The 21,705-nt window shown below is 64.2% G+C and carries 21 protein-coding genes and 1 CRISPR repeat array; of the genes, 5 read left to right on the top strand and 16 right to left on the bottom strand.

The annotated features are described in order from the left end of the window. Positions 1–165: helix-turn-helix domain-containing protein (locus C6P61_RS18395; protein WP_211296993.1), on the bottom strand; the 165-nt coding region annotated here is incomplete at its 3' end. 224 nt (positions 166–389) lie between these two features. On the opposite strand from C6P61_RS18395, the gene C6P61_RS15175 reads away from it, so the two are divergent. Continuing rightward, on the top strand, positions 390–1,355 hold the full coding sequence (locus tag C6P61_RS15175) for an IS5 family transposase (protein WP_105730775.1): 966 nt from the start codon (positions 390–392) through the stop codon (positions 1,353–1,355). A 157-nt stretch (positions 1,356–1,512) separates the two neighbouring features. Beyond that, a CRISPR array of direct repeats spans positions 1,513–2,654; the repeat unit is 36 nt; unit sequence GTCTTAATCCCTTTGGTATCAGGGCTTGATTGAATC. Positions 2,655–2,761: 107 nt separating this feature from the next. On the opposite strand, the gene cas2 is transcribed toward C6P61_RS15175, so the two are convergent. The 15 genes from cas2 to C6P61_RS15105 form a co-directional block, all read right to left on the bottom strand. Then, positions 2,762–3,049 (bottom strand): CRISPR-associated endonuclease Cas2, encoded by a 288-nt coding sequence (cas2, locus tag C6P61_RS15170; RefSeq protein WP_105730774.1) that lies wholly within the window; start codon positions 3,047–3,049, stop codon positions 2,762–2,764. Between the two features lie 8 nt (positions 3,050–3,057). After that, entirely contained in the window at positions 3,058–3,834 is a 777-nt protein-coding gene (locus C6P61_RS15165) for a CRISPR-associated endonuclease Cas1 (RefSeq protein ID WP_105730773.1), read from the bottom strand. Further along, positions 3,834–4,823 carry a CRISPR-associated endonuclease Cas1 gene (gene cas1, locus C6P61_RS15160; protein ID WP_105730772.1) on the bottom strand — a complete coding sequence of 330 codons (990 nt, stop codon included), beginning with the start codon at positions 4,821–4,823 and terminating at the stop codon, positions 3,834–3,836. The genes C6P61_RS15165 and cas1 overlap by 1 nt, the downstream gene beginning before the upstream one ends. 6 nt (positions 4,824–4,829) lie before the next feature. Continuing rightward, positions 4,830–5,114 (bottom strand): CRISPR-associated endonuclease Cas2, encoded by a 285-nt coding sequence (locus C6P61_RS15155; protein ID WP_105730771.1) that lies wholly within the window; start codon positions 5,112–5,114, stop codon positions 4,830–4,832. 95 nt (positions 5,115–5,209) lie between these two features. Then, the gene (locus C6P61_RS15150; protein ID WP_105730770.1) at positions 5,210–6,361 is read right to left on the bottom strand and encodes a Card1-like endonuclease domain-containing protein; all 1,152 of its coding nucleotides are present in this window, start codon (positions 6,359–6,361) and stop codon (positions 5,210–5,212) included. A gap of 15 nt (positions 6,362–6,376) precedes the next feature. Then, positions 6,377–6,682: a CRISPR-associated protein Csx16 gene (csx16, locus tag C6P61_RS15145; protein ID WP_211296992.1), complete on the bottom strand. Its 306-nt coding sequence runs from the start codon at positions 6,680–6,682 to the stop codon at positions 6,377–6,379. Continuing rightward, complete coding sequence (cas6, locus tag C6P61_RS15140) at positions 6,679–7,635, bottom strand: CRISPR system precrRNA processing endoribonuclease RAMP protein Cas6 (protein ID WP_170067402.1); 957 nt, start codon at positions 7,633–7,635, stop codon at positions 6,679–6,681. Before cas6 ends, csx16 begins: the two co-directional genes overlap by 4 nt. Continuing rightward, positions 7,632–9,311 (bottom strand): RAMP superfamily CRISPR-associated protein, encoded by a 1,680-nt coding sequence (locus C6P61_RS15135; protein ID WP_105730767.1) that lies wholly within the window; start codon positions 9,309–9,311, stop codon positions 7,632–7,634. The genes cas6 and C6P61_RS15135 overlap by 4 nt, the downstream gene beginning before the upstream one ends. Further along, positions 9,308–10,255: a type III-A CRISPR-associated RAMP protein Csm4 gene (csm4, locus tag C6P61_RS15130; protein ID WP_105730766.1), complete on the bottom strand. Its 948-nt coding sequence runs from the start codon at positions 10,253–10,255 to the stop codon at positions 9,308–9,310. The genes C6P61_RS15135 and csm4 overlap by 4 nt, the downstream gene beginning before the upstream one ends. Before the next feature lie 14 nt (positions 10,256–10,269). Then, positions 10,270–10,986 (bottom strand): type III-A CRISPR-associated RAMP protein Csm3, encoded by a 717-nt coding sequence (gene csm3, locus C6P61_RS15125; protein ID WP_105730765.1) that lies wholly within the window; start codon positions 10,984–10,986, stop codon positions 10,270–10,272. A 3-nt stretch (positions 10,987–10,989) separates the two neighbouring features. Continuing rightward, a complete protein-coding gene (gene csm2 / locus C6P61_RS15120; protein WP_105730764.1) occupies positions 10,990–11,484 on the bottom strand; it encodes a type III-A CRISPR-associated protein Csm2 in 495 nt (164 codons plus the stop codon). A gap of 13 nt (positions 11,485–11,497) precedes the next feature. After that, positions 11,498–14,176, bottom strand: a complete 2,679-nt coding sequence (gene cas10, locus C6P61_RS15115; protein WP_105730776.1) for a type III-A CRISPR-associated protein Cas10/Csm1 — start codon at positions 14,174–14,176, stop codon at positions 11,498–11,500. Positions 14,177–14,180: 4 nt separating this feature from the next. Continuing rightward, positions 14,181–15,329, bottom strand: coding sequence for a CRISPR-associated ring nuclease Csm6 (gene csm6 / locus C6P61_RS15110; protein WP_105730763.1), 1,149 nt, complete (start codon positions 15,327–15,329; stop codon positions 14,181–14,183). Between the two features lie 245 nt (positions 15,330–15,574). Beyond that, positions 15,575–15,802 carry an H-NS histone family protein gene (locus tag C6P61_RS17765; RefSeq protein WP_146115066.1) on the bottom strand — a complete coding sequence of 76 codons (228 nt, stop codon included), beginning with the start codon at positions 15,800–15,802 and terminating at the stop codon, positions 15,575–15,577. Between the two features lie 64 nt (positions 15,803–15,866). Continuing rightward, positions 15,867–17,051, bottom strand: coding sequence for an ATP-binding protein (locus C6P61_RS15105; protein WP_170067401.1), 1,185 nt, complete (start codon positions 17,049–17,051; stop codon positions 15,867–15,869). Between the two features lie 136 nt (positions 17,052–17,187). Here C6P61_RS15105 and C6P61_RS15100 point away from each other — a divergent pair, with 136 nt between their 5' ends. The 4 genes from C6P61_RS15100 (at position 17,188) to C6P61_RS15085 (ending at position 21,528) form a co-directional block, all read left to right on the top strand. Continuing rightward, positions 17,188–17,946 (top strand): LexA family protein, encoded by a 759-nt coding sequence (locus tag C6P61_RS15100; RefSeq protein WP_244908972.1) that lies wholly within the window; start codon positions 17,188–17,190, stop codon positions 17,944–17,946. Positions 17,947–17,962: 16 nt separating this feature from the next. After that, a complete protein-coding gene (locus tag C6P61_RS15095; RefSeq protein WP_105730760.1) occupies positions 17,963–19,285 on the top strand; it encodes a Y-family DNA polymerase in 1,323 nt (440 codons plus the stop codon). Positions 19,286–19,490: 205 nt separating this feature from the next. Further along, positions 19,491–20,102, top strand: a complete 612-nt coding sequence (locus C6P61_RS15090; protein ID WP_105730759.1) for a hypothetical protein — start codon at positions 19,491–19,493, stop codon at positions 20,100–20,102. A 352-nt stretch (positions 20,103–20,454) separates the two neighbouring features. Beyond that, positions 20,455–21,528 carry a DUF4236 domain-containing protein gene (locus tag C6P61_RS15085; RefSeq protein WP_105730758.1) on the top strand — a complete coding sequence of 358 codons (1,074 nt, stop codon included), beginning with the start codon at positions 20,455–20,457 and terminating at the stop codon, positions 21,526–21,528. Positions 21,529–21,705 lie beyond the last annotated feature (177 nt).

Here is a 21,705-nt window from a genome sequence, read left to right as displayed (position 1 = left end):
AGCCGCGTAGCGCTGGGCCCACCCGAACACGGTGGTGGTGTTCAAGCCCATGACCCGCGCGATCTCGCGCCAGGGCAGTCCCAGCTCCTGGCGCAGGCGCATGGCCTGGCTGCGCAGAGCCTTGAGCGCATCCGGGGAAAGCTTTCGAGCGTCGATCTTGTCCATGGTCAATAGACTACACGTTCTGGTCAATCATCGCCATCTAAATAATCCCTTTGGTATCAGGGCTTGATTGAATCCGAACAGGCCCCCCTGGCCGATGCCGCACCCGTGTCTTAATCCCTTTGGTATCAGGGCTTGATTGAATCCACTCCTGTTCCTAAGGATGGTGTTCAAAACTCTGCCGCTCACGCAGCCTGAAGGGCTGCGCCTCGCCTGACAATATCGACATGAAGCAACAGGACCTTGGGCTGAACCTCAGCAAGCGACGCACGCGCAAAGCGGTGTTCCTCGACGAGATGAACTTAGTGGTGCCGTGGTCGGAACTGCTGGCGTTGATTGCTCAGCACGCACCGCGTGCCAAGACCGGACGCCCGCCGTTCGAACTGGAGACCATGCTGCGCATCCACTTCATCCAGCAATGGTTTGGCCTGTCCGACCTGGCCATGGAGGAGGCCCTGTTCGAGACGGCACTGTACCGAGAGTTTGCAGGCCTCTCCAGTGTCGAGCGCATTCCCGACCGGGTGAGCATCCTGCGGTTTCGCCACCTGCTCGAAGAGCACCAACTGGCCGAACAAATCTTGGCCACGGTCAACGCCACCCTCGCCGACAAAGGCCTGTTGCTCAGAGAAGGCACGGTGGTGGACGCCACGCTGATTGCCGCGCCCAGCTCCACCAAGAACCAGGGCGGGCAGCGCGACCCCGAGATGCACCAGACCAAGAAAGGAAACCAGTGGCATTTCGGGATGAAGTGCCACATCGGCGTGGACGCTGATTCCGGGCTGGTGCACACGGTGGTCGGCACGGCCGCCAACGTCAACGACGTGACGCAGGCCGGTGCACTTGTGCATGGTGAGGAAACCGATGTATTTGCCGACGCCGGCTACCAAGGCGTAGCCAAGCGCGAAGAGGTCCAGCACATTAGAGTGAATTGGCATGTGGCCATGCGTGCGGGCAAGCGCCGGGCGTTGGACAAGAGTACGCCGATGGGGGCGATCCTGGAGAAACTGGAGCAGACCAAGGCCAGCATCCGGGCCAAGGTGGAACACCCGTTTCGGGTCATCAAGCGGCAGTTCGGCTACGTCAAGGTCAAGTACCGGGGACTGGCCAAGAACATGGCCAACCTGATGACGCTGTTTTCGCTGAGCAATCTGTGGATGGCGCGGCACAGGCTTTTACAGGGGCTGCAGGGGTGAGTGCGCCCGAAATCGGCCAAAGGGCCAGCCACAAGGGCGAAATCCCCCTGTTTGCAACTCCAAAACCGCCGAATTCGTCACCATGTGGAATATCTCGCCTCAGTGGCCGCCGCCACGGGTGTTTTGAACACCATCCCTAAGGTTGTGGCCCCGGCTACGTCTTAATCCCTTTGGTATCAGGGCTTGATTGAATCACAGTTTGAGCGTGCGGGTAACATGCTGGCAAAGTCTTAATCCCTTTGGTATCAGGGCTTGATTGAATCCAATGACCCAGGCTGACATGATCGAAGAGTTGGCGGTCTTAATCCCTTTGGTATCAGGGCTTGATTGAATCCTACTACAAGAAGTTCTTTAAGAGCGCAGTGGTCTTAATCCCTTTGGTATCAGGGCTTGATTGAATCAGGGTTTGCAGCACATTGAAAGGTGGAACAATGGTCTTAATCCCTTTGGTATCAGGGCTTGATTGAATCAAATGCGTCGAAGATTCTTTTACACTTACTTGTCTTAATCCCTTTGGTATCAGGGCTTGATTGAATCCGCCCACAACATCAAATGACACACAGCCCCTTCGTCTTAATCCCTTTGGTATCAGGGCTTGATTGAATCATACGACGCCTGCACGCCGAAAATCAGGCGCTTGTCTTAATCCCTTTGGTATCAGGGCTTGATTGAATCCGAGTACACGGTCTACGGCATCGACATGCACAAGTCTTAATCCCTTTGGTATCAGGGCTTGATTGAATCAGGTACCAAATGGTAAGGCGACCTTTATGGCATTGTCTTAATCCCTTTGGTATCAGGGCTTGATTGAATCGACATCAGATCAGGAAATGGACTGATACATAGGCTGTCTTAATCCCTTTGGTATCAGGGCTTGATTGAATCGATGTCATCCGGCCACGTTTATATCGTTGAATCGTCTTAATCCCTTTGGTATCAGGGCTTGATTGAATCCCATTAACGGCCGTGTCGCTACAATATTCACGTCTTAATCCCTTTGGTATCAGGGCTTGATTGAATCTGCGGCTTGCAAAGCTTGTGCAATCTGGATTGTGTCTTAATCCCTTTGGTATCAGGGCTTGATTGAATCGCAAAAGAACGGACGGGCGCCGCGTTCAAACAGTCTTAATCCCTTTGGTATCAGGGCTTGATTGAATCACTTTCCCGGCCCTTGGTCCGGCTCCAAAGTCTGGTGTCTTAATCCCTTTGGTATCAGGGCTTGATTGAATCTTGACGCCCTTGAAACCATCGAAGCCGCGTTAAGTCTTAATCCCTTTGGTATCAGGGCTTGATTGAATCTCCAGCTTGTAGAAAATCCTTAAGGATCAAAGGCTTGTGGCCTGGTTTGACGAACTTCGCGCTCCTCGTCAAGCCAACCTTTCCGTACTTTTGGGGTAGCTGCAGAATCATGTTTCGATTATCCACAGATCCTTCGGTATCAGGTCGGCGCCGATCGTGATTTTCCAGGGCTGCTCTGGCACCGGGTAGGCGCGCACGTCGTCCCCATCCGGATCGATGATCGATGCCAGTTTGGCCATCACCAGGGTCATGCCTGACTGGGTGGCGTGCAGCATGAAGACCGAATACTGTACCGGAACCCCCTCCTTCTTCAGGCAGCGGTGGACCCGGATCAGACGCTTCGGGTCACTGATGTCATAGCAGACCAGCCAATGGATGCGCTTGTTGTGGCTCATGGGCTAGTTCAGATCTGGTTCATTTGCGCGCTGGCCCAACGCTGCAGGCTGTGCAGATGGGCCAGCAGCACACCGGCATTGCGTGCTTGCCAGCGCTCCATCAGCTGCACTTGGGTGGCTTCGTCGGTGGCCTGATCGCCAAGCGCTCCCGTGCATAGGTTCAGCTGTGCCCAGCTCAGCCCCATCAGGATCTCCAGCAGCGGGATCACCTCTGCCTTGGGTCCTTGATAGTGTGGCTGCAGCCCGGCCTGCGCCATCTGTGCAGCCACATAGGCGCAGCACAGACCGCGCATGGCAATGGGCAGATGGGGTTTGAACTCCCTGTGGTAGACCCATTCACGCCTGATAGCTTCCCACTGCTTGGGCGTTATCGGCTCGGAGCGGCATTCAGACCAGGCCTTCAGCACCTGCATGCGCCGATGCTGCTGCCAGTACTGGAAGTCATGTGCCCCTGGCTCGCTCTCGAGCACGACTTCGAGCATGTGGTGCAGCGACAGGTTGCGCGCCTGTGCCGGAAACATCGTGCCTGTGGCCTCGCCGTGGCTGTCAATCCAGGTGACCGGGATGCCGCTGTGCTGGCACAGCAGCAGAGCGCTGCCCGCCCAGTCGACGCGCAGACTGCTGACGATACGCGCCACCCGTGCCACAGGGTAGCGCATGATCTGACCCCTGGCATTGCGCACGACCAGAGCTGCCTCGGTGCTGTCGACTTGCTTGTGCTCGCTGCCCGCCAGGTAGAGGGCGCGCGGAGGTGGTGTCTGCTGCGGGGTGGTGTGTTGTCCCATCAGTCTGCCTCATCTTCGTCATCGTGCTCGAGCCAGCCTTCGCCCTGCTGCCGCAACTGGCGCGCCAAGGCTCTGGTCTGCAGACGCAGCCATCGTTTCCAGCCCGCCTGCTGAGATTCCCAACGGGCGTAGAAGACGCTGCGTCCGGGCTTGCCCAGCAGGCAGCAACCCTTGTCCAGGGTGAAGTGGTGCTCGCGCAGTTCACGCTGGCGCACCAGGCGCCAGACCCACTGGTCCACTTCGCTGCGCAGGGGCTCGATCAGGTCGCTGGCCAGGCTCTCGCGGCCGAAGGCTGGTCGATGGTAAAAGCCCAGCAGGGGATCGAGACCAGCCGCATGGCAGGCTTGGACGGCCTGGGCATGCAGCAGCGTGTAGCCCAGCGACAGACAGGCGTTGACCGGGTCGCGTGGTGGGCGCCGGTTGCGCCCATTGAACTGCAGCGCCGGCGGCAGCACGGCAGCAAAACCGCCAAAATAGGCCCGTGCCGCTGCGCCTTCAAGTCCGCGCAGGCGCTCGACTCCGACTGGCTCGCCTTCCGGCATAAGCGTCTGTAGCACTGACCGGATTGTCTCCAGCGCATCCCACAGAGGCTTGCGGGCGTCGGGACGTTCAGCCATCCACAGCTGCAGGCTGCGGCACTGGCGCTGCAGCTTGGCGCGCACCAGTTGGCGCGACCATTGCTGGCAGTGGGACTCGTCGAGCACCAGTCGTGCCTGAGCCAGCCGGATGGCGGCGTCGTTGTGCCGCGGACCCAGCACCATGGCTACGCAGCGATGCTGCCGCGGGCTCATAAAGATCACGGCTGCGCCGGCCTCGGCCAGCTTGAGCAGCATGCCGCTGTCGAGCTGGGTCTGTGCCCCGTGCACGACGCAGCGGTCGATCAGCTTGATGGGAACGGTGCCGCGCCTGGTGCCGGCCTCGTACAGGGCCAGCGCATCCCCTTCGGTCTTGACTTGAAGATTGGCGCGGTCAAGCAGTAGCAGTGCCATGGTAGTTCACCCCACGTAGAAGTAGTCCGGGTCGGCCGGCACCAGGCCGAGGCCGAGCGTCAGCACCCGGCTGCGCGGATCAAGCCGCAGCAACAGGAAGCGGTCGGTGTCCAGGTCGAGCAGGATGCTCATGTCCTCGATCAGGTCGGTGCGCTCGGCCACGGTCAGGTAAAGCTCGTGGACTGATTTCTGGCCGCCGGTCGCATAGGCACGCGAAAGCTTGAGCGCGGCGACCAGGCGTCGCGGGCAGGACACGTCGTAGGCGGCGAGGTAGAGCTGGCGTTGTGTCATCGGGACTGGCGGGCTGATCTGACCCGTCCAGTGTGCCGACGCCCGCCGTTGCTGTCAGAGCCGGCAAGCTTGCCGCCGCCTGGCTGTCCCGGACCTCAGCTGCCGCTCATCCACTGCTGGATCCAGGCCGCCAGCTTCTTCACCCCTGCACCGTCCAGCACCGTGACCCCGTAGCGCTGGGCGCGCTCAGCCGTGGCCTCGTCCAGTGGGCGCGCCGATAGCAGCAGGCTGCTGGCCATGCCGCCGCCGATCTGCTTGGACAGTTGTGCCAGCTTGTAGACGTAGTCGGCATCCTTGAGGGGATCGTTGCCGAAGCGCAGGGTCTTGCACTCGATCACCAGCAGTCGGTTACCGTGGGCAACCACCGAGTCGAGCTCGTTGCGGATGTCGCCGCCCGCCGGCTTGACGGTGAGGTTGGTGGCGCTGTCGTGGGGCCTGATGCCGCGCAGCTTGAGCCAGACATATTCCTCCAGCCAGCCGCCGCCGAAGTAGCGCGCGACTTCGTCGCTGGCGAACACGATCTCGATGTCCTGGTCCCAGTGGATCAGGCCGAGTTCGTGGGCCTTGGCCAGCACATCCGCGTTGCGTCCGCCCGGCGTGAACAGAAGGCGTTGCTGGGGGCGGAACGGCGTGCCCTTGTTGGCGTTGCTCATGGCATGACCCGCCAGCTTGTTGAGCGCTCCGAAGAAGCTGGCCAGCTTGTCGGATTCGTCCCCCAGCAGCCGGGTGAGTGCGGCGCGCTCCAGCGCAGCCTGCTGCCAGTAGGCGTCGCGCTCGCTGGACGTGTCGCGCGTGTAGCCCTGGGCGATCAGGAAGTCGTCGATGTCGAGCGCGTTCTCCATCGCCTGCAGCTCGGGCACCGGTCGCAACCAGTCCAGCCGCTGGTTGCGGGTTTCCGCATAAAGCAGGTGCAGGTCGTCGGCCACTTCCATGTGGTGGGCCAATGCCAGCGTCATCAGCTTGTGGCCGCCGGTGACGTTGAAGACGATCGAGCCCTCGCCATATTGGACGCCGATCCGCTCGGCACTTTGTTCCACTGTCGCTGGCGTGCTGTCGTCGAAGGTTTCTCGCACCACCTGGATGCCGTGGCCTTCCAGGGCGCGTTGCAGGTGACGGGCCTGCAGCCGCATCTGCGGGGTCTCCAGGATGATGACCCGGCTGGCCTTGAGCTGCAGCGCGGGGATCAGGTTGGCCAGGTTCTGGCCGGTGGCGATGCACAGGTGCGTGGTGGGGCGCTGGGTGGTCATGGCTGTCGGGTGAAGTCATCGGACACTGGCCGGCAGGGCAGTGACCTGGAAGGGTCTCAGGCGGGCGCTGAACTGGTGCAATTGCTGCACGCTGAGCTCCCTGCCACGTAACTCGGCTGGCAGGTCCAAGCTCAGGTGCAGGTAGCGGGCGCCGCGCTCGCAGATGGCGGCAGCCAGGTGCACCGGCAGGCTGCCCATGACGGTGTCGCCAGCCCGAATAAGGGCAGGGTCGAGGTGGTTGACGAAATGGTCGACCTGCAGCTGCTGTGCATGGGCCCAGTCGATCGCGCCGGGATGGCGGGTGATGAACCAGGTCGTCAAGCCAGGGCCTCCAGCGTGTAGCCGCCCATGCCCATGCTGGCATTCTTGCCCACATGCAGCCACTGGCCCAGCCAGAGCCAGGGCCATAGTTCGGCCAGAGTCTCGCCTGGGGCGGACAAGGTCCAGCGGCCCAGCACACCACCCAGCGTCATCTCCTGCTGCTGGCGGCTGCTGAACCGCGTCCAGTCATGCCAGCGCAACTCGCGCTCGTCATGCACCTGCTCGGACAGGACCGCTACTCGCGGCACCTGCGCGCCCCATTGTGTCTGGCCGGCGTGGAACTCGAGCACCAGGGCTACGCGTCTGGCCAACGTGGTCAGCAAGGTCCGCGCGTTGAGTTGCGGCGGCCGCAGTGGCTTGCCCTGCTGTTGCAGCCGCATCGGGCTGTGGATCTGCAGCTCCAGCGCCTTGAGGGAGGAGGGCACCGGAGGCACGGCGAGCAGCGCCGGATGATCCTGCAGTACTGGCTCGTTGGCCGTCCAGATCGGCTGGGCCTGCTGTGCGCTGTCGATCCAGTCCACCTGCACCAGGTCTGCCGGCACCCGCTGGCGGGTCAGCCCTTGAGCCAGGGCGCGCTGCCAGGCGAATATCACCAGCGCGAGCTGCTCCCGCGCTGTACCAGCCAGCACCACGTGGAATACCAGTTCCTGACCCGTCGCGTAGTGCGTCGAGCCGAGCGGGGGCGGCTCGATCACGTAGGCGTTCGGAATAGCGCTGAAGTTCTGCAGCGCATGAGTCGGTGGAGGCAGTGCCTCGAATATCCGCGTGTAAGGGCAGGTGATCTGCAAGGGGCAGCCATCACAGCTGGGCTGGCGCGTCATGCAGGCCAGATGGCGCAAGGTGGCGCCGAACTGCCCGCGCAGCAGCGAGCCGGCGTAGTCGGGCAAGTGCGCAGGATTACGCCAGCGAGCCGTCAGGCGATAGCGTGCGATTGGTAGGTCGGCCAGCATCATGACTGGCCACGCAGGGCGGCAAACTTGAGCTTCTTGCGCTGCTCTTTCGGGTCCCAGGGGCTGATGACCTGCGGCAGGTACTGCTCGAGCACATCGGCCAGCGCGGACTTTTCCGGGGCGGTCCAGTCGGCCGCTTCCAGCGCGGTCTTGGCCAGGCGCGCGGCGTCCTGGTAAAGGCCGGCGCGTCCGGCATCGGGTGGCTTCTTCCTGAAGTTGCCGCCCGAGATCTTCTGCAGCAGCTCCTCGCATTGGTGGCGCCAGGCTTCGATCGCCCGCAGGTTGGGACTTAGAGCCTGCAGGGCCCTGGCGCGTTCCTCGGCCGCCGCCTGTTCGGCAGCGGCCTGGGCAGCTCGCGCAGCGGCTTGCGCTTCCAGCTCTGCCTTGCGGCGGGCGGCTGCCGCCTTTTCTGCCTCGAAGCTGGCGCGCAGCTGCGCCATGTCGGGCCGTCCCTGGGATTGCTGCTGGCACCAGGCCTGCAGTTCTGGCAGCTCGCCCTCGGGATCGATCTCGACCACCGCCCAGCCAAAGGGCAGGAGGTGCTTCTGGTCGGTTTCGTGCTCGGCGGCCAGCCAGACCGTCTTGGTGCTGTCCATGAAAACGGGCGGCATGCCCTGGCCTTGCATGATCTTGATCTGTGCGACGCCAGCGCCCGACAGGGTCTTGCTCTCGGCGCCACCATAGCGGCCCAGCCGCACCAGCATGGCCTGGCCGGCCTGGATCCGGCGGCCCAGCTCGCCCGCCAGCAGCTGTTCTACCGAACGCTGCCAGGCCGGGTTGACCAGGCCTCGGCTGGCCAGCAGCTCGAGCTCGCGCCGCAGTCGCGCCAGGTGGTAGCGGTTGGTGGCGTGCACGATCGGCGTCAGGGTCCGCGGTCGCAATCCGGGTGTCGGGGTCAGTTTGGGCTCGGTGTGCGGGTCGAGCGAGGGCAACACCACCTCGGAGGTAAAGGCGCGGTACTGTCCCTCCAGGATGGATTCCTTGCGCGCCGCGATGCCCTTGGGCTGGAGCTCGCGTCCGTCCTTGATGACGAGCTTCTTCTTGCGGTTGACCGCATAGAGCACCCGCCGTTGCGGCTCGCGGCTGGGCATGAAGTCGGCTACCTTGATCAGGCGCAGCGGGCTGGTGGCGTAATCACCTCCCAGCAGGCGGCGCTCCACGGCATCGGCCTTGGCGTTGCCCCTGCGGTCGAGCTCCTCCGCGCGTGTGACACGCTGGCCCTGGTTGAGCTCGTCCAGGAAGGCGGTGCGCAGGCAGCCCTTGAAGCTGCTGCCCGGCAGATAGGGCCAGCCCTGGGCGCCGGTGTGGCTGGCGCGCTCGATGACGAACCGGTTGAACACCTGGTTGCCGTTGCTTTCCTGGTTGACCGCGCGTCCGATGTCCTGCTCGTACTTGCTGGCCACACCCTGGCTGACCGGGATCAGTACCTGGGCATGAGGCTTGAAGACGGCGGCATGTTCACGGAAGAAGCGCTGCAGGCCCAGCAGCGAGGCCCGGTTGGCCGCGTCCAGCAGCTTGCCGCGCTGCACATCGCTGAGCGTGGCTCGGCTGGGATCGAAGCCGTAGAGCACGTCGTCATCGATGACGTAGTTCGTCGGCTCGAAGTCCTCCCCGCAGCCGATGTGTATCGGCGACAGAGGTGTCAGGTGCAGGCGGTGTGTGGTCAGGAAGGCGTTCATGCGGCCACCTCGGGGCACAGGATGGGTATCACGGGAGCGTAGCCCTGATGCACGGTCTGCGGCATGGCGGCAGAGATCAGCTGCAGTTCTCCGCCCAGACCCTGGCCGATGATCGTCAGCGCCGGGTCGAGGGTCTCGGGCCTGAAGACTGCTCCAGCCTGTGCCAGCAGCAGTGGCTTCTTGAAGGGGCTGCTGCCCTGCACGGCTGCATCGCCATGGCGACCGAAGCGGGTCAGCACCTGCCAGCTGCTGCGCACCGGGCAGAAGCCCAGGCCCTGCGGCGCACAGGGCCCCAGCGTGAGGTAGCGGTTGGCGCCTGCCGGCCGGTGCCACTGCACCGATCTGGCCGCTGTCACCAGTTCGAACTTGCCCAGGCCGATGCTGGCATCACGCCCGAATCCCGTGGCGCCGATGTAAGCCAGCGCGGCGCCCAGTTCGTCCACGGACAGACGGCTGTCGTCGAGCGCGACATGCAGGTCAAGCCGCGTGTCCTGGGTGTACCAGCGCTGCGACTGGCTGTAGGGCGCGAACGGCCCGGTACCCGTGGTGCCCGTCTGGCGGTTGATGGTGTTGTGCGGCTGGGCTCGTTCGGTCACCGGGGCAAGCTCGGCATCGGTTTTGGCGACGGACTGCCACTGGGGCAGTGGCTGGGCCAGATCGCCGACCGCCAGCCAGCGGCGCTTCTTGAGGGCCTTGCGATCGGCGTTGACGCTGCTGTTCCAGGTCGAAGACGGCAGGGCGGGCAGCGGCACATGACCGCTGGGCATGGCGTCCGACACCACAGCGAAGGGACGTCCGGTGGCATAGCCCTCCAGCAGGACCTGCAGGCGTGCATTGCCCAGCTGATGGCGCAGGGTCCAGCACAGCTGACCGAACAGGGTGTCGCCTGCCAGTGGCGTGCCGAAGGCCGTCAGTGGGCGCAAGGTGTAGCAAAGCACTCTCATGAGCGGTTCTGGCTTCAGCGGGCAAAGGGCTGGATGGCGTCGAAGCTCGCCTGGCTGTCCTGGCCGTTGATGCGCAGGCCCTTGAAGCGGACCTTGCCGTAGCCGCGTGAGCCCGAACCGCCCACGCTGTCGAGCTCGAGCAGCTTGAGTCCCTGCAACACGGTGGTCAGTAGTTCCTCGCCGTCGCCAGCGAGCTGCTTGACCGACAGGCGGAAGTCGAAGCAGGCCCCGGCAGGCACGCGCTCGGTCTGGCGCGGGTGCTCGGCCACGCCGGAGATGCGGTTGATGCGGTTCTCGCTCTTGACCTCGGTCAGTGCCAGGTTGTCCTCGCGGATCTGCTGCTCCCAGTCGGGCTGCAGATTGCAGTCCCAGAAGGACACCCGGGTCGGACCGAGCTCGAGCATTTCCTCCAGGCCCGCCTTGTCGCCGCCGCTGATGCCGAACAGCTGCAGGATGCGCTTGACCTCGGCCTTTTGCACGCCCGTGGCCGCCTGGTAGTCACGCCAACCCAGGGCTTCCTGCTGAACGGCACCGCTGCGCCATTCCAGCAGGCTGCGCATCTTGCCCTTGAGGCTGGAGCCCGGGATGTAGGGTGATTGGGTGTGGGGATGCTTGATGACAGTGTTGTCCACGCCGCCGATGTGCATCTCGCTGTCGCCCGCGCCGATGCGCAGCCCAGTGACGAGTTCGAGCGTGGCTTCGAGGGTGGTGATGCCGTTGAGTTGGGGCATGGCTTATTTCTCCTGGGCTTTGTAGAAGCCCATGAAGGCTTCCATGAACAGTTTGGCGTGCTTGAGGCTGCCGACACCATCGATCTGGCTGACGAGGTGGGCAAACAGCTGCTCGAAGCACTCGTCCACATGGTCGCGGCCACGCGCGTAGGCCACCTTGGCCTTCATCATCTTGATGAAGGGCGCGATCTCGGCGTACTTGTCGGCCTTGGTCTGCGGTGTGCGCTCGTGATGGACCTTCTCGTGCCACATCACGAGCTCGTCGTAGAACTTGCGCAGCTGGGTCGACTTGTTCTTGCGTCCGGCACCGGCCTCGGCGATGACTGCCGCCTTGTCCTTTGCGATGTCGCCGAATAGCTCGGCCGGGATCGGTGCGGCGAGCCGGATGTCGGAGACGTTGAGGGTCGGGCTCGGAGCTGTGGCACGGTCATTGCCGTAGCCGCCCGCGCGCGGTGAGGGGTTGCGCGCTTGATAGGCGCCGCCGTAGGAAGTTGCCATGGCAGTGTGGTCCTTATCGCTGACGGTAGAAATGGTTGAACAGGGGAATGCGGTAGCGGCTGCCGAGCTCCTGGAGGCCGTGCTGGCCGATGGCTACCCCCAGCTCGGTCTGCGCCCGCTGGCGTTGCTCGGCCGGCAGCCGGTCCACGACAAAGCGCCGGGTGCGGTAGGCGAAGCGGCTGCGCCACATTGCGTGCTCGGGGTTCTGGCTGTCCGAGGCCAGCTCCACCAGTTGCAGCAGACCGTAGACATAGCCGGTCGAGAGCCGGTAGGCCTCGCGTGCCATCTCCAGCTGATCCTGCGCAGCCTGTACCTTGGGCCAGTCCGGCCAGCGTACCCGCTCGCCGAACACGACGACGGCGTTCTTGCGCTGCTGCGGGTTGGCGTGCCCGCTGGCCTTGGCCGCATCTAGAGCGTCCTCGGCCTGCGTGGCCAGGGTGTGGATCGGCAGGCCCGGCTTGGTCATCACCATGCCGGCCGAGAAGCTGATGTCCGGGTTGTGGGCCACAAAGTTCTCGAATGCCTTGGCCATGCGGTGCGCCAGGCGCTGGGTGCTGAGCCAGGGGCCGATCAGGAAGAAGTCGTCCCCGCCGGCAAACACCGTGTAGGTGTTCGGGAACTCGGTCTGGCATAGCGCCGGCAGCCAGATGGCAAAGAAGGCGTTCATCTGGCGCGATAGCGCGGCCATCTTGGCGAAGGTTGGCTCCTGCAGGCCCTGCTGGAAGATCATTCCCAGGTTGTCGACGTCCCCCTTGAGGGTCATGAGTGCCTCCTGCCCCAGCCATTGCTCGGGCTGCTCCGGGCAGCTGCGGTCCTCGCAGGCAATATGGTTGAGCGTCTTGCCGCTGCCGACGCGCACGGCATCGGCTTCCGCGTCCGCATCGCCTCGGTACTTGCCCTGGGTCTGCTGGTCCAGTTCGGTGAACTGGGGTACGTAGGCATTGATGAAGCGGCGGGCGTAGCCCTGCCACAGGTTGTCTTCGAGGTTCTGCGGCAGGCTGAAATCCCAGCAACGCGCCAGCGTGCCGTCCTGAGCCCAGGGCCCGAATTTGCCGGTCACGGCTTCGCTGGCGGTAAAGCCCACCTGGTAGCCGAAAACCGGCGTCTCCAGCACGGTGATGTTCTGGCCGCTCATGACTTGCTCGCCCCGGGCCACCATCAGCCGGTCCTTGCGGGTCAGTGAGGTGCCCAGGGTGATCTGGTCGCGCGATAGCGCCGCACTGGCACGCCCATCATCGAGCCGGTCGGCCGGCAGGCGGCCGTTGAACTGGCACACGCCCAGGGGATACTCGACCTGGAACACCGGCGAGCTGCCCGCCGTCAGGTCGAAGCGTTGCAGCTTGGCCTTTTCCAGGGAGGCAAACAGCTCGGCCATCAGGTCCTTGAAGCGGCCCTTGAGCAGGTCGTTGCCGCTGGCGGGCTTGCCGATCAGGCCCAGCCCGGCCAGGCCGAAGCTGTGCTGCAGGAACCATTCGTTGATTTCCTGCCTGACGCGCTGCAGCGCCGAGCGTGCGCTGACGGTGTTGGGCGCCACGATCAGGAACTTGCCGGCCGCATTGGTGATCTGGCTGGTCGGAGGCAGGTCCAGCGCCTCGAGCACCTTGAGGGCGGCGAGCTCGGTGAACAGCGACACCTGGAACGAGCGTCCGCGCAGCAGTCTGGCGGCAGCACGGTTGGTCTGGCTGCCCTCGGCAAAGATGAAGTCCTGGATGCCGAAGAAGTCCCCCTGCACCAGCAGCAGCTTGTCCTCGTCCCAGTCGCTGCGCTGTTTCAGTCGTTCGGCAGCTGCGCTGTCGGTCTGCTGATGCTCCAGGTGCCAGCGCCACAGGGCCGTGGCCAGTGCGGCAGTGGCCTTGCTGTGGTCGTACAAGGAGACCTCGGGCTTGGTCCCAAACGCCGTGGCGGCTGGTATGGCGTGCGTGAAGGTCAGCCAGGCGGTATCGAAGTGGTCCAGCCACAGCGGCCATTGGCTGCGGTGTGAGGCCGGAATCTCCTGCAGGCCCTGCAGGAACTGGTCCCACAGGCGCCGGTATTCGGCCTGGGCCGGCGCGTCCTCGCCCGGTTCGCATTCGCTACGCCGTTGCGGGAAGATGGACTGTGGTGACAGTGCCCGCAGCGGATAGCGCCACTCCAGATCCCTGGCACTGCTCGCTCGCGCTGCAGGCCCCTGCAGGCGGATCTGCTCGAACAGCGTGAGCTGGCGTGCCTGGTAGTGGTTGCGGCCGGTGGAAGTTTCCTGGTTATCGTCGCGAGCGGCGTTGTAACGCTCGAATTCCTCGCGCTCGAAGCCGCTGGCCAGCCGGTCGGCTGTTGCGATCACCCACTGCAGAAAGGATTCAGGCCTGTGATGGGCCGCCGCCGCGTTGACCAGGCTATCGACCGAAAGGGCCGGGTTGGCCTGCAGCGCATCCCGGTTGACGAATGGGCTCATGTCACCCCGGATCAGGTCGGGTGCCATCCGCTCGACCAAGTCGAATGCCAGGCCCGTGTAGGCGGCGTGCTTGTGGGTGTGGTAACCGTTGCGCCCGCTGGCATCGCTCCGGAAAGGACAGTACTGGGTGACATGGGCTTGCAGCATGTCCTGGGGCACTTCCAGCCGCGCGCGCTCGGCAAACTTGCCCAGGTCATGCAGATAGGCCGCCAACGCTACCCGACTGCTGGCTGCCAGCAAAGGCGAATCATGCCTCGTCATCAAATTACTCCTCCCTGGGCATATAGTTGTCAATCAATATAGCATCCGGCGACAGGGCAAGGGCGTAGCGGCGCGGCCGGCTGCCGCCGTCCTGGATCCGGTACACGCCTGCCGCGTGACCCAGGGCGGTTTTCATGCGCTTGTCGAGCTTGGACTTGCGCGCCGAGAAATATTCACCGTCCATACCCTGGCGCAGCGCTCGCTCGGTGGCTTCTAGGTCGGCCATGTCGCCGACAATGGCACGGTACTCCCGCAGATAGCGGCGCGCCCAGCCAGGATCGGGCACGCCCTTGGCCGGGGCAGCCAGTGGACTGCCGCCTTCGAGCTGAAGTCGTGCGAACATCGCCAGCAGCGCCATTTCCGCTGGCGGTAGCGTGAAGGCCTTGCCAGCGGCTTCCACGGTGCGGGCTCTGAGGTTCAAGCGCAGCCTGGGTGGTGCCAGTGCCAGCTGGGCCGCATCGACCGTGTCGTTGAAGGTCGCCTGGCCCTGCAGCAAGGCCTCGGGCAGGCCGTGGCGCAAGCTGACAAAGGGAATCTCGGCGAGCGTGATCTCCGCCATGGCGCTGTCCGCCAGCTTGCCGTCTGAAGTCTGCAGTACCCGGCTGTATGGGGTCGGGTAGAAGAAGTCCCAGCTGGACTCGAAGGGCGAGCTGACCAGCACATGGCTCAGGCGGTCCTGGGCGCGGCCGTAGAGCGACAGGGCATAGCCGAGGTAAAAGCCCATGGTCTTGCGTCCTCCAGCGATCGACACATGCAGGGCGCAGTTGGGGTCGCTAGTGAAGCGGCGCACATGCTCGGTCAGGCAGTCCGCGGCCGCCTGGTTGTCCTCGGGGCTTCGGATGTCCTCCATGGCCCGGCCCTGGCGGTCCGGAATGACATGGATGTGGCTGCGGTCGAATTGCATGCCCGGCAGGGCGTAGTCCTGCTGCAGCTTGTGGAACCAGCCCAGGTCCTTTGAAAGCAGAGCGAGTTCAGCCCTGCGCGCGCCCTCGGCCGTCGTGACCAGATGCACCTCGGTCGGGACAAAGGGGTGGTTGGCTTCGGCTGCCAGTGCATAGATGGTCTCGGTCACGATCTGTGGCGACAGGCCGCAGACCGCGAGCAGCACGCGACGCGGATACTCATGGGGTCCCAGGGGGGTGACAGCGTTCATGGAGCCAGTCTAGAGGCGTTGGTCCTATTCCCGGGATGCGGCAAGCTTGCCGCTCCAGTACGCCCGTGCGGTTGGTTTGCGCCTCAGTTCATCAGGTTGGCGTTGAATAAGTTACTTACGCAAATCAAAGACTACGCCCTTTGAGTACATGACGGTCCTGCAATATCTGCCCTGATCGCAGGGTGCCACTTCCTGCACCTGCGTGCAGAACTCTACGATGTCATAAGCTCTGACTTTGAAGGTATTCACCGGGTCGCGCGCAAGTCCTCCACCGTCAAGCCGTACTGTTCCATGGACTCTATGATTTCCGCGATGGCTGCCTGTTTCTCGGCCTCGGGGTTTCGCTCGGTCGCGGCAAAAAAGGCGCTGGCTTGCTGGAGCAGATCCTCGAACCGTCTGTCGGTCAACGGCTCCTGCCGGGCGGGTGGTGGCGAAGCAGGTCTGCTGTGAGTTCGACCGTGGCGCATTTTCATATGTCGTGCATGATCCGGAAATCCTTCCCGGTCGGATTTCTTGACTGGGTCAATACGCTGCAGTTTACCTACCTGGCGTCGGTGCCGCTTGCGTATGTAGCGCCGTCTCCAGGGCCGCACGCTGGAGCCACACCTGCCGTACGAAAGGGTCGGCGACGGCATAGACCCCGTGCGACTGCCGCATGATCAGGTTGCCTGTGATCATGCGGTCGACCATGTTCTGCACCTGTGGGGTGTCCACCACCGATCCGATGCTATCGGCATAGCCGGCCATGGCCTCCGCAGCAAACAGGCCCGATGCCCCGGCGTCTCCACCCTGGGCGATACGCCCGAAGATCGTGGTAGCCAGGGTGCCGAGTTCCTCGACCGCTGCGATTTCCACGTCAGCTGCCGCCGAGGCGAGCGTGGCACAGATGATGGAGAAAGCCAGATCGGGTGATTCGGTGCGGGACTGCAGCTGGACCAGGGCGTTCTGCAGCTCCTCGGGCCGCTGCCCCATGGCGAGGAAGCCTTCCCACATCACCTGCTCGCTGGGCAGCTTCACCCCCAGCAGGGCCTGGAGCTGCTGCCACTTCCACTGCACGAAGTCCCGCCCCAGCGGTTCGTAAGGCGCCGATACCGCCCCAGAAAAAGGCTGCGAGCGCCTGGTGGCCATGTCGGTCACCAGTGACTTGTGCGATCCCGTCCCTACGATCAGCAGATGACCCGGCGTCTGCGGGCGGGTGTTGACCGCATCGCGCGCCGCCTTGAGGGCAAACATCAGGTGGCTGCCCTCCTCGGATCCCAGCGCCTGTTGCACCTCATCGACGATCAGCACTACGCTGGTCTGCACCTTGTCTACGAGCTCGGTGAAGGCCTGCGCCAGGGTAGCTCCGCCCTTCTTGCCTACGCTGTCGAGCTGGAAGCCGAACGAGAACCCGCCAGCACCCATGTTCAAGCCCTTGAAACGGTCCAGCAGCCTGGAGCCGGAAGTGGTGAGCTGTGTCAGGGTGTCCTGCACCGCCTCCTGGACCAGAGAGGCGGTGCTCTTGCTGCGGTCGGCCCAGAGGTCGACGTAGATGACCAGTGCCCCCATGGCTTCCATGGTGGGAATCAGGTCCTGGCGCAGGAAGGTGGTCTTGCCGATGCGGCGGATGCCGGATAGGAAGACTCCGGAGCGCACCTGCAGCTGCAATGAACTGGGCTGCAGCAGCTGCCGCGCCATGTCTTCGGCGTACTCGTGGCGGTGAAAGACGTCGTGGTTGGCCATGATTAGTTGACTTTATCCATTACAGATAATTATTTGCTTTGGATAATTTTACTCAAACAGGGGTGCCCGTTGCCAGAGATCTGGCGATCACCAGAGACGGCTTTAATAGTAAATTAATTTACTGTACAGTCCGGCCATGACCCGAACCCCCACCTCCCCTGCCCTCGCCCGCACGCGCCAGGCCCGCCTGATGCTGCTCTGGCTGCAGTGGCGCCTGCGCCGGCTGGCTACCGGGGAGGAAGCGCAGGAACGCGACTTCGCCGCCAGCCTGGGCCTGGCGCCCAGCCAGTGGAGCCAGCACAAGGCCGGCAAGCCGCTGGGCCACCGACTGGCGCGTCAGATCGAGGCCGCCTGCGGACAGCCCGCCGGCTGGCTGGACCAGCCGCAGGCCGAAGACAGCGCGGCAGACCCGCTGCGCGAGCTGCTCGGGAACGGTCCGCCGGACAGCCTGGCTGCGACCCCGCAGGCTCTTGCCCAGGCGCTCGGCATCGATCCGGCAGCCTATGTGCGCGGACTGGGCCTGGCCGAGTCGCCGACCCGGGCCGGCTTTCCGTCGCCGGCGGCGGATCACCGCATCCAGCGCGTCGACCTCAACGCCGAGCTGGTCCAGCATGAGGAAGCCACGCTGCTGGTGCGCGTGCGCGGCGAATCCATGCGCGACGTCGGCATCTTCGACGGCAACCTCCTGGTGGTCGACAAGTCGCTCACCCCGGTGCATGGCGACATCGTGGTCGCCATCCTCGATGGCGAGTTCACCTGCAAGAAGCTCTACTGCCGCGACGGCCTGGTCAAGCTGCAGCCGGCCAACCCGGATTTCCCGGAGATCGTCCCGCAGGAAGGCCAAGAGCTGCGCATCTGGGGTGTGGTGACCTCGACCGTCACCCGCTTTCGCTGAAAATCGGAGGCCGGACATGACGCTGCCGCTCTATGCCCTGCTCGACGGCAACAACTTCTATGTCTCGTGCGAGCGCATCTTCGACCCCAGGCTGCACGGCCGCCCGGTCGTGGTGCTGTCGAACAACGACGGCTGTGCGATTGCGCGCAGCGATGAGGCCAAGGCGCTGGGCATCAAGATGGGTGCGCCCTGGTTCCAGATCCGCCACCTCGAACGCGAGGCTGGTCTGGTCGCGCTGTCGGCCAATTTCGCCCTCTACGGCGACATCAGCGACCGCATAATGAGCCTGGCGGCCCGGCTGGGCGACAGGCAGGAGGTCTACAGCATCGACGAGTGCTTCCTTGACCTCGCCGGCCTGCCGGACGCCACCGCTCAGGCGCGCGCCACGCGCGAGCAGATCCTGCGCTGGATTGACGTCCCGACCTGTGTCGGCATCGCGCCGACCAAGACCCTGGCCAAGCTGGCGAACCACATCGCCAAGAGCGCCGAGCGCAAGCCTGGCAGCTACCCGGCCCGGCTGGCCCAGGTCTGCAACCTGGCCGAGCTCAGCGAGCGGCAGCGCGACTGGCTGTACCAGCGCACCCCGGTCGGCGAGGTCTGGGGTGTGGGGCCGCGCATCGGCCGCCAGCTCAATGAGGCCGGCATCGCAACCGTGCTCGACCTGATCCGGCTTGACCCGGCCACCGTCAAGGCGCGCTGGTCGGTGGTGCTTGAGCGCACCGTGCGCGAGCTGCGCGGTACCCCCTGTATCGGGCTCGATGACGCGCCGGCGCCCAAGCAGCAGATCGCGGTGACACGCAGCTTCGGCCAGCGCGTGACCGGTCTGGCCGAGCTGAAAGAGGCCGTCACCGACTTCGCCAGCCGCGCCGCGCATAAGCTGCACGGGCAGGACAGCCACACCAGCGCCGTGCTGGTCTTCATCCGCACCAGTCCCTTCAAGCCGCAGGCACCGCAGTACAGCCGCTCCATCATCGTGCCGCTGCGCCTGCCCAGCAGCGACACGCTGCAGATCGTCGGCGCCGCGCTGGCCGGGCTGGATCGGATCTACCGTGCCGGCTTCGACTATGCCAAGGCCGGCGTGATGCTGCTCGACCTGCAGCCAGCCACGCAGGGACAGCAGGAGCTGGAGCTGGGCGATGACGCCGTCTTGCACGAGCGGCGCCAGGCCCGGCTGATGCGCGCGCTCGATGCCGTCAATGACCGCTTCGGCCGCGGCACGCTCACGCTGGGCAGCGCCGGCCTGTGCCAGGAGCCCGGCCGGCGCTGGACGATGCGGCAGGAGCGCCGCACACCGCGCTACACCACCTGCTGGGATGAGTTGCTGACGGTGTCTGCCTGACTGGGTTGCTATGAGCGTGCTATGGGCCTGCTATGAGTTCTATGGGATCCCGGGAATTGGATGAAAACGGATGGAATCGGACGAGTACCATCCGTTTTCAGGGGCTGCACGGTCGTCCTGGATGCCCAGTGACGCATCTGACTTATGGCGTGCTATGGGGGGCTATGGGAGTTATGGAAATCCGGATGACCATGAAAGGCAGTCAGTGAAACAGGAAAAGGTCTTCTTCGAGAACATGGCCGGCACCCTGTCACCGGGCTGGACCGTCAAGCTGCAGTGCCATCTGCAGCCTGGCCAGATGGACCTCGGACGCTACCAGGTCAGGCTGTATCTGATCGACAGCAGCAATAGCTGGACGGCGGCGGCAGCCATGGCGCCCGAAGGCTTCGCGGAGGCAAGCCGGAACGTCGCAGCCGCAGGGCTGACACCGACCGCCGTGCTCGATGCCGCCGGACAGGCGATCGCGCAACTGAGCCGGCGCCAGGCCGGCGCGGGCGATGCCGAACTGCAACAGGGCTTCCAGCTGGTCGCCGCTGCGCTCACCAGTACCCAGACCTTCAAGGCCGTGCCGCCGGATCGGCGTAACGGACACTGGCTGTACCTGGCCTACCGGGGCCACGACGCCTCGACCATCTGCCGGCCGGTGTTCTTCGGCGCTCCGGAAGCCGGTTTCTGTTCGCCCGAGGTGCTGATGCAGATGGCGCGTCAGGTGATCGCGCACGACCTGCGCCCGGGCACATCAGTGGCCGACCAGCTGCGCAAGGCGGGCGGGGCCCTCATCGCCCCGGAGCTGTCGAGCAAGAGGCCGGCCCACTGAAAGTCCAGTCTGCTGGCTCGCTCAGCGGTTTCACCATCCCATTTCTGCAGGAGTTCCCTTGTCCCCCCGCTTCGTCCACGCCGGCCAGCACGGCACCCCACCAGAGTTTGGCATGAGCCTCTGCGGCAAGCTCACCGGGCTGAACACCCCGCTGTCAGACCAGCTCACGCAGGTGACCTGTCCGACCTGCCGGCGCAGGCTGCAAGCTGGTTGGTTGCGGTGGGAGGATGTACCTCGTGAGAGCGATCCAGTTGATTCATGATCTTTTTGGGTGTTCCACCAGTCAGCCAAATGGCTTGTACCTGTAGCAAACCGTCATCCTTCCGGCACCTGCAACCTCCCTACCCCATCAATGTCCTTCCGTTTCTTCCGCCGCATCAGCATTGCCCCTGGCATCACGCTGAACCTCAGCATGTCAGGCGTGTCCATGTCCGTGGGGCCCAGCGGGGCCAAGTTCACGGTAGGCACCAGGGGCACCCGGGCCACGATCGGGCTGCCAGGTACCGGGCTGTCCTACTCCGTGAGCGATCCTCTCGGCAAGGCAAAGTCCGGGACCCAGCGCAGGCCTGACCCCGTACCCGCTTCGCGGCGACCCTCGCTGGGCTTCTTCAAGCGGCTCATCACCCCCGCGCATGAGGAGTCGTTCGTCGATGGACTGGCCGCGCTGAGCGACGGCCAAGAAGCCGAAGCGCTGCGGCTGATGGAAGCCGCGCTGGACCAGGACGCCACCATGGCGGACGCTGCCTGGCTGGCCGGCTTCATGCGGCTCAAACTTGAGCATTTCGATACCGCTGCCCGGCATTTCCAGCGGGCACTGCAGCAGTCGCAGACGCTGAGCCAGATGTTTGGCCAGTACGGTCTGACGCCCCGGATAGGCCTGCCCGTCACGCCCGAGGTGACGGCCGCGCTGCAGCCCAACGCGCACAGCGCCCTGCTTGGCCTGGTGGAGGCCTTGCAGCTGCAGGGCAAGGACAGCGAGGCGATGGCGCACCTCGAGACCTTGCTGGCCCGCCAGGCTGATGACCCGGTGGCGCTGGCGTCCTATGCCGAACTGGTGCTGGACACCGAGGACCGAAGCCGCTGGCAGAAGGTGGTCGAGCTGACCGCCCCTGTTGGCAACGAGACAGCCATCCACACAGCCGTGCTGCTGCTGCGCGGCAAGGCTCTGGTCAAGCTGGGTATGGACCATGCCGCCGAAGGCGTATTCACCACGGCACTGCGCCGGACCAAAGACCGTGCCGAAACCCTGCTGCGCGAGATCCGTTATCAGCGGGCACTGGTTTTCGAACGCCTGGGCAAGCGAGTCCAGGCGCGCCGCGAGCTGGAACTAGTGTATGCCGAAGACCCAGGATTTGAAGACGTGGCGCAGCTGCTGGGTGTGAGTCAAGCTGGCGCCACCCTCTCACAGGGTCGGGAGGCTTCATAGTCTTTCGCACGGTAGCCATCATCCGGAGGGCAGCCAAACCACTTCCTGTTTGAGGGCTCTTCCGGACTGTCGCATGTGCTCTGCCAAAGGATGCAAGTACTCGGGCAACAGCGGACTGCACCGCCTGGGGTGACAAGGAGGAAGTCTCGGTGCTTATTAGAGCGTGTTATGAACTTT

Origin of the sequence: Malikia spinosa, assembly GCF_002980625.1 — a bacterium.
Classification (GTDB): domain Bacteria; phylum Pseudomonadota; class Gammaproteobacteria; order Burkholderiales; family Burkholderiaceae_C; genus Malikia; species Malikia spinosa.
The sequence above is the reverse complement of the archived record's forward strand: the minus strand, read 5'-3'. Positions and strand labels throughout refer to the sequence as shown.